The organism is Polynucleobacter brandtiae (assembly GCF_002797575.1).
Taxonomy (GTDB): domain Bacteria; phylum Pseudomonadota; class Gammaproteobacteria; order Burkholderiales; family Burkholderiaceae; genus Polynucleobacter; species Polynucleobacter brandtiae.
On the sequence record NZ_PGTX01000009.1, the window covers coordinates 1 to 17,509 of the forward strand.

At 41.9% G+C, this 17,509-nt stretch carries 17 protein-coding genes; 12 read left to right on the forward strand and 5 right to left on the reverse strand.

All coding sequences use genetic code 11. The annotated features are described in order from the left end of the window. Positions 1-143: 143 nt before the first annotated feature. Positions 144-617: a glutathione peroxidase gene (locus B0G85_RS10080; RefSeq protein ID WP_100380337.1), complete on the forward strand. Its 474-nt coding sequence runs from the start codon at positions 144-146 to the stop codon at positions 615-617. A gap of 207 nt (positions 618-824) precedes the next feature. Here B0G85_RS10080 and B0G85_RS10085 read toward each other — a convergent pair whose 3' ends face one another. Next, positions 825-1,151 (reverse strand): hypothetical protein, encoded by a 327-nt coding sequence (locus B0G85_RS10085; RefSeq protein WP_100380338.1) that lies wholly within the window; start codon positions 1,149-1,151, stop codon positions 825-827. Between the two features lie 765 nt (positions 1,152-1,916). On the opposite strand from B0G85_RS10085, the gene exaC reads away from it, so the two are divergent. The 8 genes from exaC to B0G85_RS10125 all read left to right on the forward strand — a co-directional run bounded on the left by exaC (position 1,917) and on the right by B0G85_RS10125 (position 10,509). Next, entirely contained in the window at positions 1,917-3,437 is a 1,521-nt protein-coding gene (exaC, locus tag B0G85_RS10090; protein ID WP_100380339.1) for an acetaldehyde dehydrogenase ExaC, read from the forward strand. A gap of 71 nt (positions 3,438-3,508) precedes the next feature. Then, on the forward strand, positions 3,509-3,886 hold the full coding sequence (locus B0G85_RS10095) for a DUF779 domain-containing protein (RefSeq protein ID WP_100380350.1): 378 nt from the start codon (positions 3,509-3,511) through the stop codon (positions 3,884-3,886). 548 nt (positions 3,887-4,434) lie between these two features. After that, complete coding sequence (locus B0G85_RS10100; RefSeq protein WP_232726026.1) at positions 4,435-5,010, forward strand: demethoxyubiquinone hydroxylase family protein; 576 nt, start codon at positions 4,435-4,437, stop codon at positions 5,008-5,010. Between the two features lie 42 nt (positions 5,011-5,052). Next, positions 5,053-5,886, forward strand: a complete 834-nt coding sequence (locus B0G85_RS10105; protein WP_100380340.1) for a ChaN family lipoprotein — start codon at positions 5,053-5,055, stop codon at positions 5,884-5,886. A 15-nt stretch (positions 5,887-5,901) separates the two neighbouring features. Continuing rightward, entirely contained in the window at positions 5,902-6,090 is a 189-nt protein-coding gene (locus B0G85_RS10110; protein WP_100380341.1) for a hypothetical protein, read from the forward strand. Positions 6,091-6,173: 83 nt separating this feature from the next. Further along, on the forward strand, positions 6,174-6,836 hold the full coding sequence (locus B0G85_RS10115) for an ABC transporter ATP-binding protein (protein ID WP_198508818.1): 663 nt from the start codon (positions 6,174-6,176) through the stop codon (positions 6,834-6,836). Continuing rightward, entirely contained in the window at positions 6,833-9,376 is a 2,544-nt protein-coding gene (locus B0G85_RS10120; protein ID WP_100380342.1) for an ABC transporter permease, read from the forward strand. Before B0G85_RS10115 ends, B0G85_RS10120 begins: the two co-directional genes overlap by 4 nt. Next, positions 9,376-10,509, forward strand: a complete 1,134-nt coding sequence (locus B0G85_RS10125) for a carotenoid 1,2-hydratase (RefSeq protein ID WP_198508814.1) — start codon at positions 9,376-9,378, stop codon at positions 10,507-10,509. Before B0G85_RS10120 ends, B0G85_RS10125 begins: the two co-directional genes overlap by 1 nt. Before the next feature lie 347 nt (positions 10,510-10,856). Here the strand turns inward: B0G85_RS10125 and B0G85_RS10130 are convergent, their stop codons facing one another. Continuing rightward, complete coding sequence (locus B0G85_RS10130) at positions 10,857-11,246, reverse strand: hypothetical protein (protein ID WP_100380343.1); 390 nt, start codon at positions 11,244-11,246, stop codon at positions 10,857-10,859. A gap of 442 nt (positions 11,247-11,688) precedes the next feature. Here B0G85_RS10130 and B0G85_RS10135 point away from each other — a divergent pair, with 442 nt between their 5' ends. Next, on the forward strand, positions 11,689-12,339 hold the full coding sequence (locus B0G85_RS10135; RefSeq protein WP_198508816.1) for a class I SAM-dependent methyltransferase: 651 nt from the start codon (positions 11,689-11,691) through the stop codon (positions 12,337-12,339). 9 nt (positions 12,340-12,348) lie between these two features. Here the strand turns inward: B0G85_RS10135 and B0G85_RS10140 are convergent, their stop codons facing one another. Genes B0G85_RS10140 through B0G85_RS10150 form a run of 3 tightly spaced genes read right to left on the reverse strand, consistent with a single transcriptional unit; the run spans position 12,349 to position 14,762 of the window. Then, entirely contained in the window at positions 12,349-13,644 is a 1,296-nt protein-coding gene (locus B0G85_RS10140; protein ID WP_100380345.1) for an ATP-grasp domain-containing protein, read from the reverse strand. 9 nt (positions 13,645-13,653) lie between these two features. Beyond that, a complete protein-coding gene (locus B0G85_RS10145; RefSeq protein WP_100380346.1) occupies positions 13,654-14,382 on the reverse strand; it encodes a cytochrome c biogenesis CcdA family protein in 729 nt (242 codons plus the stop codon). Beyond that, positions 14,382-14,762 (reverse strand): thioredoxin family protein, encoded by a 381-nt coding sequence (locus tag B0G85_RS10150; protein WP_100380347.1) that lies wholly within the window; start codon positions 14,760-14,762, stop codon positions 14,382-14,384. The genes B0G85_RS10145 and B0G85_RS10150 overlap by 1 nt, the downstream gene beginning before the upstream one ends. Positions 14,763-15,551: 789 nt before the next feature. Here B0G85_RS10150 and B0G85_RS10155 point away from each other — a divergent pair. Together B0G85_RS10155 and B0G85_RS10160 are read left to right on the forward strand one after the other, a co-directional pair. Next, entirely contained in the window at positions 15,552-16,484 is a 933-nt protein-coding gene (locus B0G85_RS10155) for an ATP-binding cassette domain-containing protein (RefSeq protein ID WP_100380348.1), read from the forward strand. Beyond that, the gene (locus B0G85_RS10160; RefSeq protein WP_100380349.1) at positions 16,484-17,245 is read left to right on the forward strand and encodes an ABC transporter permease; all 762 of its coding nucleotides are present in this window, start codon (positions 16,484-16,486) and stop codon (positions 17,243-17,245) included. Before B0G85_RS10155 ends, B0G85_RS10160 begins: the two co-directional genes overlap by 1 nt. The last annotated feature ends 264 nt before the right edge of the window (positions 17,246-17,509 follow it).

The following is a 17,509-nucleotide window of genomic DNA, read 5'->3' on the forward strand; positions in this document are numbered from 1 at the left end:
GGCGCCATAGTTACAACAATGGCTTATCTCCGGTAGTATTTGAAAAGCAGTACCAAGCGAGGTTGGCAAGTGTCTAGGATATTGGTAGCGATTCAAAATTTAGACTACATTAGTATTCAACCAATCAACCGCCCGAGAGTTTTATGCTGCCAAATATTGAATTACAACGCATTAATGGGACACATGAATTGATGTTTAATTATGTGAACAAGGTTTTATTGGTGGTAAACGTAGCCAGTCAGTGCGGCTTTACACCACAATATAAGGAGCTTCAAGCTCTTTACGACGAGTTTAACGCCCAGGGATTCGAAATTTTAGCGTTCCCTTGCAATCAATTTGGTGGCCAAGAGCCAGGAACATCCACTCAAATCGAGCAGTTTTGTTGTGATAACTATGGCGTTACGTTTCCATTATTTCAAAAGACGGATGTTAACGGGCCTAATACACATCTACTTTTTGAGTACCTCAAGACGGCAGCCCCAGGCCTTTTTGGTACACAAGCTATCAAATGGAATTTCACAAAATTCTTGGTTGGTCGAAATGGCTTAGCACTTAAAAGATATGCATCATCTAGTACACCTGCAAGCATTAGATCAGATATAAAAGAGCAGCTCTGAATACTAAAATCTCAAAGTAGTTTTTATCGGCACTGCTATATTTGTATATTTTAAGTTTTAATGTGAAAGTATTTTTTTGAGCCGATTGCTTACGAACCTTGTGTTGGATTTTTTGTTTTTGACGCCTCTTGTAATTGTCCAAATAATCTATAAAACAATTCCACATTTAAAGTACAGTTACTTAACATAGGCGCATAAAGAGGGGGTTCAGGTACGCATTTTGGAGTCTGAAGCGATGCAGGTGTTTAATGCTTTGAGTTTAATTGCTTTGAGCCATTGAGGCGTTGCTTTTGGGTTAGAGACCAACTCTTGAACTTGCTGCTTGGTGGCATTATTAACTATGTATTCAGCTTGGCAGGCGCAGTATTCAGCAAAATCACTCACCACAAGTGATTTTCCCTTAAATACTTGATGCTCGCTAAGTTGCTCACGTGCGCAATTATTTTGAAATTCTTTCGAGACAACCTGCCCAAAACTGTAATTCGAAAGCATAAATGATGTAAAAAGTATGAAGGTATTGCGAAGCATTGCCATATTAATTTCCTTAAGATAACTTTCGTTATGTGGGGCGGATCTTTAAAAAACTCTATTGTGACTCTATCACTCTAAAACGATCATCGTTGACTATGGTTGCATTTTAAAAACCCCGTATATTTAAATGCTAGAGAAATGCCAAAATTTAAACAAATCTTTATATTTATTTCATCGAGAAATCTGGCTCTATACAAATGAGGAAGTTATGGGCTTTTGTATTCGATTTGAATAATATAGATCCAAGTAGTTCAGTTACTGTCTTTGAAGCAAAAAAACTTAAGCATGTCTTTAGGTGTAAGTTAAAGGGTTACGGGTTATTCCTACTAGCCGCACCAAATATAAGGGCCTCCATTCGGAGGCCCTTACCTTTTGTGTCACAAGCAACACTTTATAGCGGATTAAAAGTAAAAGTGGCTTTTCAAAAACCCCTATGAATCAATGTTTTGTAAATGTATGAAACAGGTGCGCAATTGAATGTGCGATAGCTTTAGGGTGCTTTGTTTGAATCATAGGCTCGGATTAACATTTTCAAGCGGGGCACAAGCGTTATCAAGCTCCCAAGAGGCGTAATGTTATGAAACAGAAAGTAACGGGTAATGCTGTAATTGCTGCAGCGCAACTTTTTTCTCAGCCTTATCATCAATTAAAGCCAGCTTTGTGGGGATCAATAACTTGATCTACAGGGTTTTTAAAATCATCGTATTCTGATAGTTGAAGTGATCACACTATTAAAGATCCACTGTTTAAAAACCTAAGGAGAATACTTTGATTTATTCAGCGCCAGGTATACCAGATGCAACAGTAATATATAAAAATCACTATGAAAACTTTATTGGAGGTAAATGGGTTGCTCCTTTAAAAGGTCAATATTTTGATGTGGTCACACCCATTAGTGGAAAAATTTATACCAAGGTGGCACGGTCTACTTCAGAGGATATTGAGCTAGCATTGGATGCTGCTCATCAAGCTGCTGAATCATGGGGAAAAACCTCAACTACCGAGCGCTCAAATATTCTGCTCAAAATTGCGGATTGCATTGAGGCTAATTTGGAGATGCTTGCCTATGCCGAAACGGTCGACAATGGTAAGGCAATCCGGGAAACCCTGAACGCTGATATCCCTCTAACAATTGATCACTTTAGGTATTTTGCTGGTTGTATTCGTGCTCAAGAAGGGGGAATATCCCAGATAGATGAAGATAATGTAGCCTATCATTTTCAAGAGCCTTTAGGAGTGGTAGGTCAAATCATCCCTTGGAATTTTCCAATCTTAATGGCTGCCTGGAAGCTTGCTCCAGCATTGGCTGCGGGTAATTGCGTTGTACTTAAGCCTGCAGAATCGACTCCAGTATCTATTTTGTTATTAGCTGAACTGATTGCTGATTTACTCCCCGCAGGAGTGCTGAATATTGTCAATGGTTATGGACGTGAAGCTGGAATGCCTTTAGCTACTAGCAAAAGAATCGCTAAGATCGCATTTACTGGATCAACCTCTACTGGCCGCGTTATTGCGCAAGCAGCTGCGAATAATCTGATTCCGGCTACTTTAGAGCTAGGTGGTAAATCGCCAAATATTTTCTTCGCTGATGTAATGGATAAAGATGATGCTTTTTTAGATAAAGCGATTGAGGGATTAGTGCTTTTCGCGTTTAATCAAGGAGAGGTTTGTACTTGTCCATCGCGTGCTTTAATTCAGGAGAGTATTTACGATCAATTTATGGAGAGGGTGCTTAAGCGAGTTGCTGCTATCAAGCATATTAATCCACTAGATACCGACAGCATGATGGGAGCTCAAGCATCTAAAGAGCAGTTGACTAAGATTCTTTCCTACTTAGATATTGGTAAGCAAGAAGGTGCTGAAGTGTTAGCTGGTGGTTCTCAAGCGCATCTTGGTGGCGACCTAAGCGAAGGATATTACGTACAGCCCACCATCTTTAAAGGTCATAATAAAATGCGGATCTTTCAGGAAGAGATTTTTGGTCCAGTGTTGGCAGTGACTACTTTTAAGGATGAGGCTGAAGCCTTAGCTATTGCAAACGACACTCTGTACGGCCTAGGCGCTGGTGTTTGGAGTCGTAATGGTAATGTTGCTTATCGAATGGGTCGCGCCATTAAAGCAGGTCGAGTTTGGACTAATTGCTTTCATGCATATCCGGCTCACGCCGCTTTCGGTGGATATAAGGAGTCTGGTATTGGACGAGAGAACCACAAGATGATGTTGGCTCATTACCAGAATACCAAAAACCTGTTAGTTAGCTATAGCGAAAACAAACTGGGATTCTTTTAACAATTTAGAGCTAAAGAATGAGAAAGGGTGGATGAGTCTGCCCTTTCTTTTTTGCTTTGATGGGAGCAATGATGGTTCAAAGAGTGACTGCAACTGAGGAAGCTTTAATGCTAATTAAACAACTTCAGGATGAACATGGTGAAATTATGTTTCATCAGTCTGGTGGCTGCTGTGACAATAGTGCAGCAAATTGTTATTTACCGACAGACTTAACTATTGGTGCTTACGATGTCAAATTAGGCGAAGTTGGAGGCGTTCCTTTTTATATTGGTAAATCACAATATGAGTATTGGAAGCATACCCAATTAATCTTAGATGTGATTGAGGGAAACGGAGGGACATTTTCTCTTGAGGGCTCTACGGGCAAAGCTTTCCACACACGCTCAAGGCTATTTACCGAGGATGAATGGGCGGCTATTGAGTCACAGGTGACTTTGGATTTGATCTAGATTTTTTTCAAATCTGCTTAACTATTAATGCTAACTTAGCTGATATTGGGATAGAGGCATCCACAAAAGATATTTTTTTAAGTAAAGCTCAAAGCGGTATTCGACATCAAAATCAGATCGCAGCCATTCATTCATCTCGGCTCTCATTTGGTTGCCAATCTTTAGAGCAGGACACAAGCGTTACTTTAAGTAACGGTTACGATCTAGCACTCTCGCAACCAACGGATTAAAAGAAGCCATACCCCTTCAAAAACCCATACAAATCAATGTGTTGGAGCGCTTAAAAACAGGTGTGCCATTCTGCGTTATTGATCTTGGGGTGGTGCATCGTATCTCTGACCCATTTTAAGATTCGGAAAGAGGATATTCAACCGTTACTTAAAGTAATAGTGTGGCCAACACGAAACCATAAAAAACAACCATAATATCAAAGATAGATCGGTCAGTTGTCTGCCCTATCTCCTAATGTAGGGTGGCAATCCTTCCCTAGCTTAATTTTTGATCTTCTTATTCATTATTTAAATACTACTGCTGACTAAGTTAACAAATTGAACAAATTTCCCCTTCGTTTATTGCAAGAACTGCGTACTGACCATGCCGGGGAAACAGGTGCCGTCATGATTTATCGGGGTATATTGGCCGTCTCTAAAAATGACAAGATACGTTCGTTCGCTACGCATCATTTAGATACTGAGCAACGTCACTTAGCATTAATCGAGGAGATTATTAGCCCCCAATGGCACAGTTGGCTGCTTCCATTTTGGCGCATTTCTGGTTGGTTAATTGGTGCGTTGCCAGCCATCTTTGGGCCGACTGCAGTATTTGCAACCATTCAGGCAGTTGAAACCTTTGTGGATAAACATTACTTATCGCAGATAGAAATGATTGATGCCTTGATTGGCCATGAGGAGAGTGCTTGTGACTCTCCATCAATTTCTGAGGATGAGAAAGTTTCCTTGCGGAATTTACGTGCATTACTAGCTGAGTGTCGGGCAGATGAGATAAATCATCGTGACGATGCTCAGGCGCGCTGGAGCGGAAATCCAAATACCGCCTTAAGGGCATGGATTTATCTTGTAGGTAGCGGATCACATCAAGCTGTAAAAGTCTGCCGACATCTTTAGTAAAAATATAGCGCTCTTATTTGCTAATAACAACCTTGCAAGATGTCTAAATTCATCATTCACTACGTAGTGCTTATTGCAATGTTAGTAGGGCCAGTTTCATCGCAGAGTGCGGAGTATGTGCCTGAGTCAAATAAATTACGTATTTATTTACTCGGTGAAATTCATGACAACCCCCAAAACCACCAACTTCGACTAGCTTTTATCAATAAGCAGATTGCCAATGGCGAGTATCCCATCATATTAATGGAGCAGTTTGATCGAGATAAACAATCCACTCTTGATGCTGCGCTTATAAATTGCCATGATGTTGACTGTGTCATCAAAAAAGCAGCTACCCCGGGTTGGAACTGGGATTTCTATAAACCCTTTATTCAATTGGGACTCGATAAAAAGGGAGCTTTAGTTGCCGCTAACCTATCCAATAGTGATGTCAAAAAAGTCATTACCGAAGGGTTTGCGTCGGTATATGACGCTCAACTCATTCAAAGGTACAAGCTTGATCAATTATCACTAGAGCTAGTAAAAGCGCAATCAATTGCTATTGCTGAGGGTCATTGTGGTCTTTTGCCAGAACAAATGATTGCCCCTATGGTTCATGGGCAAATTGCACGTGATGTTTGGATGGCGAATGCTATACAAAAGCAAATAAGAGGCCTAGTTATTTTAATTGCTGGAAACGGGCACGTTAGAAAAGATACGGGCGTGTATCAATGGTTGCCTCTCAATATGAGAGCTCAAGTTCATGTGCAGGGCTATGTCGAGAATCTACAAGGCAGTGAAAATGACTGGTTTGATAATACATATTTAATGAGGCCCATATTGCGAGAAGATCCTTGCCTTGCTTTCACAAAGCATATGCAGAAATTAAATTAGCCTTTCGGTTTGTTGATGACACGTCGTAATTCTCCTAATCAGATAAAAGACCTTGATGGCTTAAGCCAGCTTGAAAGTATTGTTCGCGATAAGCGGAACGACCAGCGCTCGCTTGCTAAAAAATCTCGGCGGAATCGTCATTATGAAAAGCAATTTATACGAAATACTTTGTCACATCTTGCGCTTAAAGAATCATCCGATTAAACAGTGCCAATCTTGAGCTAATAAAGATGAATTCGGGTGTGCTAAAAAAACACATATTTTCATTTGGTGTTACAGTCATTTTCATGATTTTGCCTCCTAGCCATATTCTTCAAGCCGAAAATCTAAGCAAGCGTGTTTCATCAGACCGCTGGCTTTTTCGTCATCTCAATCTATCCCTCGTTACTGGCGAACAGTTGGCCTTACAGGGTGCATCAGGGGTAGGTAAGTCTACTCTGCTGAACTTGCTTGCTGGATTAGAAGAGCCCGATTCAGGACGAATTTTATATTATGCTCAGGACCTAGCTTTGATGAGTGAGCCAGATAGGCTCGCATTACGGCGTACAGCGTTTGGCTTTGTATTTCAGGCTTTTCATTTGATGCCGCATCTTAATGCTTTGCAAAATGTGATGGTACCCTGTCTTTTAGCTGGAATGCCTGTCAATCAAGCCGCTGAACAGGCAAGTCATTTATTGGATCTACTTGGCCTTTCGCAATCTTTTGAGGCGTTTCCATCAACACTATCAGGCGGAGAGCAGCAGCGGGTTTCTCTCGCGCGCGCTTTAGTTCACAAACCAACATTAGTTCTAGCGGATGAGCCTACTGGTAACCTTGACCCAAAGACGGCAACACAAGCGCTTGATTTACTCTGTAATACTTGCCGCTCACAGAATGCAGCACTTCTGATGGTGACGCATTCAGCAGATGCAGCAGCTAGACTTGACCGCACCTTTGTCTTAACCGGATGAGACTGTTTTATTGGCTTTTAGTATCTGCATTTAGAGCGCAACCTGGGCGTTGGCTCATTGCAGGAGCTACTGTTGCATTAGGTATTGGCCTCGCAGTCGCAATTCATACGGTCAACCGTAGCGCACTGAGTGAATTTGGACGTGCACTTGATCTAATCAATGGACAGGCTTCAGCTCAACTAGTAATGCCTGCCGGAGAATTTCCAGATGCGTTGTACGATGAAGTCATTGCACGCCAGTCCGAATTGGGTATACAGGCAGTAAGTCCAGTATTTGAGCGTAATACCAAAGCTATTCGAGTACTTGGACTAGATATATTCAAAGTAGGAAAAGTAACACCAGCACTCTTGCCTTCTGCACTGGAAGGAAAAACACTAGATATTTTTGATGCCAATACAGTTTTTTTATCGGCAGCAGCTTTGAGCTCTCTAAACCTCGCAATAGGTGATGATTTGACAATATCGCTTGAGGGGAAAAAGGAGTCTTTTCGGATCGCAGGATCGGTTCCAGGCGTGGCGGGCGAAAGTTTGGCTGTGATGGATTTAGGTCTGGCACAGTGGCGGTTAAATGGCTTGGGGCGCTTAAGTCGACTAGATATTCAATTAGTACAAGGACGCAGTTTGAGTCAAGTAGCTGCTGCGTTGGCACAATCTCACCTTGGCCTCATCTTAGTAACGGCAGATGATCGTCAGCAACGGATGTCGAATTTATCACGTGCTTATCGAGTTAATCTAACCGTACTAGCTCTGGTTGCTTTATTTACTGGCGGTTTTTTAGTGTTTACCACAATCGGCTTTTCAGTTTTGCGTCAGCAATCACAGCTCGCGCTGTTGAGCGTTTTAGGGGCTAGGCAGGGTTGGTTATTTGCCCTAATACTGACTCAAGCTGCCTTTGTAAGTGCCATTGGGGGCGTCTTTGGTATTGGATTCGGCCTTGCGTTAGCTGCAGTACTTTTGCGCGTTTTGGGTGGTGATTTAGGTGCTGGTTACTTTTCTAGTGTTGTACCTCCACTAGATATCGATCCTGTTGTGTTGGCTGGTTTTTGGTTTTTATCTGTAGCTGTCGGAGTACTTGCAGGCTATTTACCGGCCCGAGTCGCTACAAATAGAGCACCAATGCAGCAATTGCGTGCTGGTGCCAGTGAGCGAATACTTAAATCCATTACGCAGGGTCGATTAGCTATCAGTCTTGCGTTACTGGGATTAGTGCTTGCATTGATGCCGGCGATTGATGGATTGCCTATTGCAGCCTACATTTCTATTGCCTGTGTACTATTCGCTGGCATTGCAATGACACCAATATTAGTTAGTCATTGTTTTGTATTGTTAAAGCGTTTGATATCAAGACCAAGTTCTCGATCACCCTCTTCGTCATTGACGCTAGCTATTTGGCGGCTAGCACAAGCATCTGCTAGCGCCTCTGTTCTAATTACGGGGGTAGTAGCTGCATTAGCTTTGACTGTAGCAATGGTTGTTATGGTTGCTAGTTTTCGAGATTCAGTTACGCAATGGTTGGATCAAGTTTTGCCAGCTGATTTATATGCAAATCTTAGTCGATTGGATCTTGATCAATCGCTGATTAATAATCCTCGTTTACAAGATGAAATATCTGCTATTCCCGGAATAGCGCGTGTGGAGTTTTCGCTGCAGCAAAAAGTCATCTTCCGAGCTGATCGTCCTGAGGTAGTCCTCATTTCAAGACCAATACCCTTAGAGCGCGCAGCACAAGTTCTGCCATTGACTGGTGATCCTGTAGTGCAAGTCGCTTCTGGGGCAGCTTTGTTGCCGCAGGTGTTTGTGTCAGAGTCTATGACTGATTTATACGGCTGGAAACCAGGGCAAGTACAAGATTTACCGCTCACGGGGTCTGCTAATAATACTATTTCAGTTTGGGTTGGTGGTATCTTTCGAGACTATGGCAGACAGCATGGGGCTATCGTGATCGATAGTGCGAGCCATCGGTCTTTAACGAATGATGATCGGCGTACAGACATTGCCATATGGCTTAAACCAGGCAGTAGTTCGGTTGTTGTTTTGGAAAAGTTTCGTAGCCAGTTTCCACAAATGATGGATTTAGAGTTTCGTAGTTCAGCTAATTTACGAGCCTTATCTCTAACAATCTTTGATCGTAGTTTTGCACTAACGTATGCCTTAGAAATTGCCGCCTTATTAGTCGCTTTATTTTCAGTTGCTGTTGGATTTGCGGGGCAAGCACTCATACGTCAAAAAGAGTTTGCCTTGATGCAGCATCTTGGGCAGTCGGTACAAGAGCGAGCGCTGCTACTAATTTTTGAGTCCGGTATGTTGCTTGGAATAGCGACGATATGGGGTACAGTGCTTGGATTATTAATGAGTCAACTATTAATTCATCGTGTTAATCCCCAATCATTTGGTTGGACTATGGACACAAGTGTTCCCATTCTTGCGCTGACTGTATTGGCACTTGCTATTGTTTTGTTAGGAATGATTGCTGCTGTGTGGGCTTCGAACCGAAGCCTTAATTCTAAACATTTGGCCCTTGCGCTTCGAGAGGATTGGTGATGAGCAATACACTGCGAAGACTGATATTAAAAAACTTAGCTGTATTTGGCTTTACCCCCTCTCTAAAATCATTCGCCGCATCTACAGCACCTATGGCGCCGCCATCGCCAAACTTTCCTGCAGTGTTACCAAGAGCGCTAGTATTTCCTCGGGACTATGGAGCTCATCCTGAATATCGTACTGAATGGTGGTACATGACGGGTTGGCTTGGAGAGGGTCAAGATGCGATTGGATTTCAGGTGACGTTTTTTCGGAGCCGAACACGTCATCCAGAGAGTAATCCTAGTCGCTTTGCACCTCAACAACTATTATTTGCTCATGCGGCACTGGCTATACCAGGTGAGGGCAAGCTTAGACATGCAGAGCTTTCTGGTCGTGTGGGACCTACTGGTAATACATTTAGCGCAATAGATACAAATCTTGAGTTATCAGGATGGCGCTTACAACGCCAAGCTAACGATATTTATACCGTTGAAATTGCAGCAGATACTTTCATACTAAAAATCGAGGCTAGGCCAAAATCAGGCCCAGTGCTACGTGGGGCCGGTGGCGTGTCTTCAAAAGGCCCGGCAGCGCAGTTTGCAAGTTATTACTACAGCCGTCCTCAACTAGCAATCTCTGCGCAAATTACCCTAAAAGATGAATCAAAGGGCCCTCGAATATTTGAGCAGAGTATTAATAAAACAGGTCTTGCGTGGTTTGATCATGAATGGTCCAGTAGCTTAATGATGCCTGGAGCAGTAGGGTGGGATTGGATTGGTATTAATTTACTTGATGGTGGCAGCATTATGGCTTTTCGTATGCGTGATGCGGCTGGAAATACGCTGTTTAGTGACTGGGACAGGCGCGATGCTGGTGGCAAATTAATTAAAAACTACCGCAATGCAAGCTGGAATCCCATTGGTAAATGGCGTTCCAATCGATCACAATTTACTTATCCAGAAAGAATTGCCTTGCGTGCAGAAAATCGGGAGTGGATGCTAAAGCCTTTAATGCAGGACCAAGAAGTTGATGCTCGTGCAAGCACGGGTGGATATTATTATGAGGGTGCTGTTGAGTTACTTGAGCAAGGAAAGGTAGTCGGTAGGGGATATCTAGAACTTACGGGATACGGCGCGCCAGTGACACTCTAACTCACTGCACGTATATTTAAATGAAGTAAGTAGACTTTGATAAGCGACTTTAAAAATGATGCGTTATTTAGTCTTTACTTTAGGTAGTTGAGAGCTAATGCACTTATTGCATCTTAAAGTGATCGTTTCTTTACCACCGCTTCTTGAAATGCGCTTCTTCAATTCAGTCACAGCCGTCAAGCGCTGACAGCTGCGGCAAACTTTGGTCGGGATATCGCTCAAGGACATATTTAAATGTTAATGGAAAAATATAAAAAACGCTGATGCCTCATCTAGTATGGGGACAAAAAAACCACCCAAAGGTGGTTATGGCTACAGCTGTGATCACGATTACTATCATGCTGCATCTAAATTAAGGCAGCCTTGAGTAATAAATCAGCCCGCTTGATAGCAAAGGATTTTTCAGCCTCCGTCATTTCGTAACACTTTGGTGCAAAGTAGCGGTCACGCATTAAGGGGGGTAAATTTCTTGAGGGATATTTTTTTCTGAAGTAAGTGAAGGTATACCAGGTGACAAATATCATCGAAATGAGAACAATATGTGCCAGCATGTTGATACCAATAAAGAAAAATTGGGCAGTGTACAAGCAAAATGCCAGACTCCAAAAACATCCAAGCAAAACAGTTGCAAAATACTTGACTTGAAGTGGGGCATTGCGAAGTGGATTTAAGTTGGGATTAAGAATTTTCCAACCAGAGTGAAATAAAAATAGTACAAATTTGATTATTGAATACATGAATTCCTTGTGTCGGAAAGTAGAATTCAGGTTTGTATCTAATCTTCCCTAAGTCAATGTTAGCTTAGGGCGCCTTTTTAGGTGCGGCAATAACGTTTTTGAGGTTTTCTTCTGTCGAAAGCATTAGGGTAACCACCACCTTAGTCGATTTTGAGTCAACTTCCTGAGCGCTTGGAGCAGGAAGCAAAGTCTTCTTTAGGCAAGGGGAATTAAAGCATGTTGAGAAACGATAGTCCCTCTAATATTGAATTTGGCATGCATTACGCTTTGAAATGACATTTATAAATTTAAATTAACGGTCTTTATGAAGAACACATGTTTCTTAATACGTATCAGATCCTTAATACGTATCAGCTCCTTAATACGTATCAGCTCCTTAAGTATCTCTCTTATATTCTGCTCGGTAGCCGTCAGTCAGACTATTACTGGGCACTCCAAGGATGTGACATCCGATCGATATAAGTTATCCGCCGTGAGTGCAGATGGTATTGGTAAAAATTACATGAATCGTGAGATTGCTAAAGTGATGGGGTATCAAGCCGCATCATGGCTTGAGCGAAGAGAGCGTATAGATGAAGAGCGTACTGATCTACTGATGAAAGCGCTAGAACTAAAGCCCAATATGGTGGTTGCAGATATCGGAGCTGGAACAGGCTACTTATCTCGTCGTATGGCGCAAGCAGTACTTCCCTTGGGTAAGGTTTATGCTGTCGACATTCAACCAGAAATGATTTCTATATTGCAGCGCTTGTCTCGTGATACGAGATTGAGCAATATCGAAGCAAGGCTGAGTACAGACAAAGATGTCAGCTTGCCTCTTGCAGGCGTCGATTTGGCCATTATGGTGGATGTATATCATGAACTTTCATATCCTTATGAAGTTCTTGCTAGCATCGTACGGTCATTAAAGCCTGGTGGAAAAATCGTTTTCGTTGAATATAAAGCTGAAAATGCCAATATTCCTATTAAGTTTCTACATAAGATGAGCGAAGCTCAGATTAAATTAGAGGCTTCGCAACACTCCCTAGTGTGGGAGAAAACAGTCGATACTCTCCCATGGCAACACGTAGTGATATTTAGAGTCAATAAATAAAGTTTTTCTCTAATGCATCGACGGGGGTATGTTTAATTTTTGACATATCGATTGAAATCGATTAAAGAGATCTAAACGACTGATTCCCCCCAAGTTTAAAACAGCGTAGCGATAACTACCTAGCCACTTTAATTCGCGTTGAAGACTGGCTCCTTTTTTGTAATAAAACATAATGTCAGCATCAGGGTATGTTTTGAGGACTTGTTTTATTTCGGTATTATGTGGTTTTTTTTGATCCTGTGGCTTTTTAAAATGTCGAAATATAAAACTTGCGGCAGACTTAAAATGAGCTTCTCCCTTTTTGATAGCTACCTTCTCACCAACAGCAAGTGCAAATAAAATATCGTAGGGCTTATATCCATCAACATGCTCATATAAATTCATCAACTGAGATGCAGCTCTTGGGTTAATTTCGATTATTTTAAGTTCATTAGTTAGGGGTTGATAAAAAAACTCAATATTAAAAAACCCGTGGCAATAGTTGATACTTTGTAAGAGCTTCGTTGTGATCTCCATAGCATGGTTTTGAATTTGTTGAGGTGCTACTGAAGGGTATTCGAAGCGCATAAATGCTTGAGTGTCGGGGTACATGATTTCATCAATGACCCCTAAAAAATATACGAGCCCACCTTGACAGTAGCCATCGATATTAATCTGTTCTCCTTCTAAGATCTCCTCAGCTATTAAACCGTTTGGATCGATTCTCATTGGGCTGAGTAATAGCATGAGTTCCGCAAAGGGCTGAACTAATTTTCGGATAAGTAATTCTTCAAAATAATTAAATCGCAGATGTTGTCTGAGTTCAGAAAAATTACGTACTTTTTTACACAGCACTGAATAAGTGGCTTTAATTGGTTTAATAAAAAATGGAAATGGAATCTCAATTGGTGTCTTAATATCGACTGGATAGGAAATATAGGCAAAACGGGGTACTGCCTCTGGCACAATTTTTTGTTGCAATAAACGACTATAGAGCTTATGTTGACATGCGATTATTGCTAAAGGGTCGTTGCCAGGTAATCCTAAACGTTGTGCTAAAAGCGCCGCTATTAAAGTCCCAAATTGTTCATGATTGCTAATAATTCCATCTAGGCCAATTTGCCGATATTTACGTCCTAATTTTTTGATATATTGCACTACATCAAATGAAAGTAATCTGATATTGTCTGGAAACTGAAAAAGATCAAATCCTTCAAAGTAAAACTGATATCGATTGGAATCCTTTTGCGCTTGAACGGCAATATGATCCCAATCCTTCGCAAACAAAATTAAGATCTTCTTTAAACCTTTAGTTTCGCCGTCCATAGGTCAGTTTTAAAAAGTAGTCGTTAAATCAGTAAGCCAGTCTGGTGAGTATTTTAGTAAAAATGCCTCTATATGTTTGTCTAGGCCACTGATTACTAAAAGACCAATTACCAATAAGAAGACGCCTAGAAGTTGCTTTCCGTACTTTCCAATGCCGCCCAACCTTCCCTTTATGCTCTGAATCGCAGAGCGAGATAGCATTCCTAGCAGGGCCAGGGGCAAGCCAGCACCCAGGCCAAATATAGCCATGACAAAGAATATTTTCCCAAGATCCTTGCCTTGACTTGCTAGGGTAATGGCAGCGCCTAAGGTAGGCCCAACACAGGGTGTCCACACTAAGCCTAGCAGTACTCCAATCAGAAACTGGCCTGATAGACCGTCAACAGTAACTCTAGCAAGTAAAGAATTACCCACACCACTAATACCCGATACCAGAATTGCAAAGCGTTCTTGCAGGGCTCGGGAGATCAACACTACGCCAATAGCCAACATCAGCAGTGCAGCAAAAAACCGTAGCTGATCTTGGGCTAGACCAATACTTGAGCCAAGACTAGCTAGCGCACTACCAATTAAGGCAAATGAGACGGTAAGCCCACCCGCAAGAGCTAAAGGCCCATAACGATGTTGGTTAGCAGCCGCTCCAACAATAATAGGTATTAAAGGCAAAACACAGGGCGAAAGGACTGATAAAACTCCTGCAAAAAAGGCAAACAGAAAAGAACCCAAGCCAAAGTCCATTAAATTGCCTGTTTTGTTAGTTTAGATAGAGCGGCTTCATTGGTATCACCCGTTGCGCGGGCCACTTCTTTTCCGCCCTTGTAAACAATAATGGTGCTTTGACTGCGAACTTTCAGGATTTTTAAAAGATCTTTTTGATCATCGAACTGTAGTTGATAGAACACTACATTCTTATATGCAGGGTCTTTTATAAAGGTAGACAAAATCTTATCTTGCGATTTGCATGTTGGGCACCAATCAGCATGGACTGAGATGATGGCTGATTCACCTTTCTTTTCAATCCCGGCTAAATCTGCTGCGGAGATTGGAATTCCCGCTGCAAAAGCAGAGATAGATACGAAAGTGATGGCACTGATAACTAATGTGATTAATTTTTTCATAGCGTTTTCTTTAAAAAGTGAGTGATATTAGGTAAACATATTGCGTGTGGTTTATTTTAGGTCTAATGCTTAAAAAATACCTGTAGCATCCCCTGTCAGACGGACTTCCTAATGTGTTGTTTTAGGCCTGATTTCGGTACTACCTGGGGGGTGTTCTTCCGAGTGAGTTATGGGGTCTTTCTTTGCAGTCATTGATGATTCATTTTTCGGTAATCTTTTGCACCTCCCTTTAGTTGTCAAGCAAGTGGGTATTAAGTGCTTTGTGTCGATGCCTTTTTCATCACAATAGCCTATAAAGATGACTGACCATAGCTCATTGCCATTATTTAGATCTATGGCTTGTAGCTGACCGTGGTTTACCCCCAATTGCTCGAGCGTTCGCACTATGCTAGCTGCAGGTAGAATCATTAAATATGCGTATTTAGATGGGTACTACAGCTTCACCTAATAATATTAAAACTTTAGTTTATATTGGCTATCGAATGCAGATAATCTAAACACGCTATTTAAGCCACATGATTCATAAATTGAGTTGGGGCGTAACTTATGCAGGCTTTACTGGTACTTTCTCTAAAAATAAGTTTGACCATAGTAAATTTTCCATTTCTAGAATAATTTTGCACTATAAAGGGGCTTATTTTTCATAGTCTGTAATGCTGTTTACAGTTTGCTCGTTGAAAATACGTTTGAAATAGGTAATATCAGACAGACAAAAGGGCATGAGAGGTATAAAGATTTGAAAATACAATATAAACGATATGCCTACTTGGCTATATTGCAGATGATTAGATGAGCGAGCTACCTAATCCCCAGCTTGAGTGTGTACGTGTCACCAAACGATTTGGTCACGCCTTAGTAGTGGACGACCTGTCTTTTGCGCTTTACCCAGGTGAGTGCTTGGGTGTTATTGGTCCTAATGGTGCTGGCAAGACCACTACAGTAAAAATGTGCCTAGGGCTCAGCGAGCCCGATTCAGGTGAGATTAATCTTTTTGGGCTTTCTATGCCTTCAAAAGCACAGGCGATAAAAGCACGTATTGGCGTAGTTAGTCAGTTTGATACTTTGGACCCTGATTTTGACTGCGTAGAAAATTTACTGGTCTATGGCCGTTATTTTGGTCTGTCCAAGCAGACCATAAAAGAACGTATCCCAGAATTGCTTGAGTTTGCCGCCCTCAGCAATAAAGCCCACTCCAAACCAGGTGAATTATCCGGTGGCATGAAACGGCGCCTCAGTCTTGCGCGAGCGCTAATAAATGATCCTCAGATGTTGCTGTTGGATGAGCCGACAACCGGACTTGATCCACAGGCGCGCCACTTGATGTGGGAACGGTTACAGCAACTATTGGCTAAGGGAAAATCAATCCTGCTGACGACTCACTTTATGGATGAAGCAGAGCGGCTTTGTGATCGCTTATTGGTGCTAGATCATGGTCGTAAAATCGCTGAGGGTAAGCCACGTGACTTAATAGAAATTCATGTTGAACCACATGTCGTTGAAGTGTATGGCGCAGATCCGCAAGAATTATTAAAAGGCGGCTTACGTAATTTAGCTGAGCGGGTAGAGGTGAGTGGTGAAACGGTTTTCTTTTATACCCATGCTGCGCATCCACTCCTTCAGGCCCTTGAATTACAGCCGCATTTAAAAGTGTTGCACCGGCCTGCAAATCTTGAAGATTTATTTTTAAAGTTAACAGGGCGACAGATGCGAGAGGGTAGTTAATGCACGCTTGGCCTGTCTTTTTACGAAATCTATTAGTTTGGCGCAAACTGTTAATTCCTAGTCTTGTGGCTAATATTGCGGAGCCCTTAATGTGGTTGCTTGCTTTTGGCTATGGCATGGGGGCTCTAGTTGGTGAGGTGATATACGATGGGCAGACTGTACGTTACTTGGTATATCTCGCAAGTGGTTCAGTCTGTATGAGCGCTATGAATGCCGCGTCGTTCGAGGCGCTGTATTCTGTATTTTCAAGGATGCATGTACAAAAAACCTGGGATGGCATTTTAAACACGCCTTTACGAATAGGTGATGTGCTACTTGGTGAAATGCTATGGGCTGCTTTTAAGTCGTTCTTTGCGGTAACTGCGATTCTTTTGGTCATGCTCGCTTTGGGAGTAAGTCACTCATATAAGCTGTTGCTAGTCTTACCAATCTTATTTCTGGTAGGAGTGATGTTTAGTTGTATAGGCCTAATTTTTACTGCGCTTGCAAAAGGCTATGATTTTTTTTCCTATTACTTCACCCTTTTCCTTACGCCAATGATGTTTCTTAGCGGTGTTTTTTTCCCGCGGGACCAGTTACCAAATTGGCTGCGAGTATCGTCAGAGTGGCTACCATTGACTCAGGCCATTAATTTAGTGAGACCACTATTTTTAGATCAATGGCCTACTAAAGTGTTTATACCTCTATTAGTCATTGGCATTTATGCGCTGGGAGCCTGGTTCATTGCCTTGATGCTCATTCGTCGACGTTTTAAAACCTAGTTGCACTACTAGTTGCACTACTAATTGCGTAAATACTAATTCAATTAGCATTTGCTTTATGCCGCCATATTAATGACTGACGATTTAGGGAATTTAGATCCACCTTATTGCTAATAATTTCTTCGCAAAGTCGTACCGCTTGCAATGCTTGTGTTTCACTAAGGTGCTGAGGTAATCCTCCCCTTTTTAACTGCTCTCAGAGGTAGAGTAAGTTAAGCAACCATGGCCAGTCGCTGTTTCGGGGTAATACCGCCCAATGCCATA

Coding starts and splice junctions, on each gene's coding strand:
- B0G85_RS10120 (WP_100380342.1), top strand. CDS start 6,833: ATGAGACTGTTTTATTGGCTTTTAGTATCTGCATTTAGAGCGCAACCT.
- B0G85_RS10150 (WP_100380347.1), bottom strand. CDS start 14,762: ATGAAAAAATTAATCACATTAGTTATCAGTGCCATCACTTTCGTATCT.
- B0G85_RS10125 (WP_198508814.1), top strand. CDS start 9,376: ATGAGCAATACACTGCGAAGACTGATATTAAAAAACTTAGCTGTATTT.
- B0G85_RS10095 (WP_100380350.1), top strand. CDS start 3,509: ATGGTTCAAAGAGTGACTGCAACTGAGGAAGCTTTAATGCTAATTAAA.
- B0G85_RS10080 (WP_100380337.1), top strand. CDS start 144: ATGCTGCCAAATATTGAATTACAACGCATTAATGGGACACATGAATTG.
- B0G85_RS10160 (WP_100380349.1), top strand. CDS start 16,484: ATGCACGCTTGGCCTGTCTTTTTACGAAATCTATTAGTTTGGCGCAAA.
- B0G85_RS10130 (WP_100380343.1), bottom strand. CDS start 11,246: ATGTATTCAATAATCAAATTTGTACTATTTTTATTTCACTCTGGTTGG.
- B0G85_RS10155 (WP_100380348.1), top strand. CDS start 15,552: ATGAGCGAGCTACCTAATCCCCAGCTTGAGTGTGTACGTGTCACCAAA.
- B0G85_RS10115 (WP_198508818.1), top strand. CDS start 6,174: ATGATTTTGCCTCCTAGCCATATTCTTCAAGCCGAAAATCTAAGCAAG.
- B0G85_RS10145 (WP_100380346.1), bottom strand. CDS start 14,382: ATGGACTTTGGCTTGGGTTCTTTTCTGTTTGCCTTTTTTGCAGGAGTT.
- B0G85_RS10085 (WP_100380338.1), bottom strand. CDS start 1,151: ATGGCAATGCTTCGCAATACCTTCATACTTTTTACATCATTTATGCTT.
- B0G85_RS10140 (WP_100380345.1), bottom strand. CDS start 13,644: ATGGACGGCGAAACTAAAGGTTTAAAGAAGATCTTAATTTTGTTTGCG.
- B0G85_RS10105 (WP_100380340.1), top strand. CDS start 5,053: ATGTCTAAATTCATCATTCACTACGTAGTGCTTATTGCAATGTTAGTA.
- B0G85_RS10110 (WP_100380341.1), top strand. CDS start 5,902: ATGACACGTCGTAATTCTCCTAATCAGATAAAAGACCTTGATGGCTTA.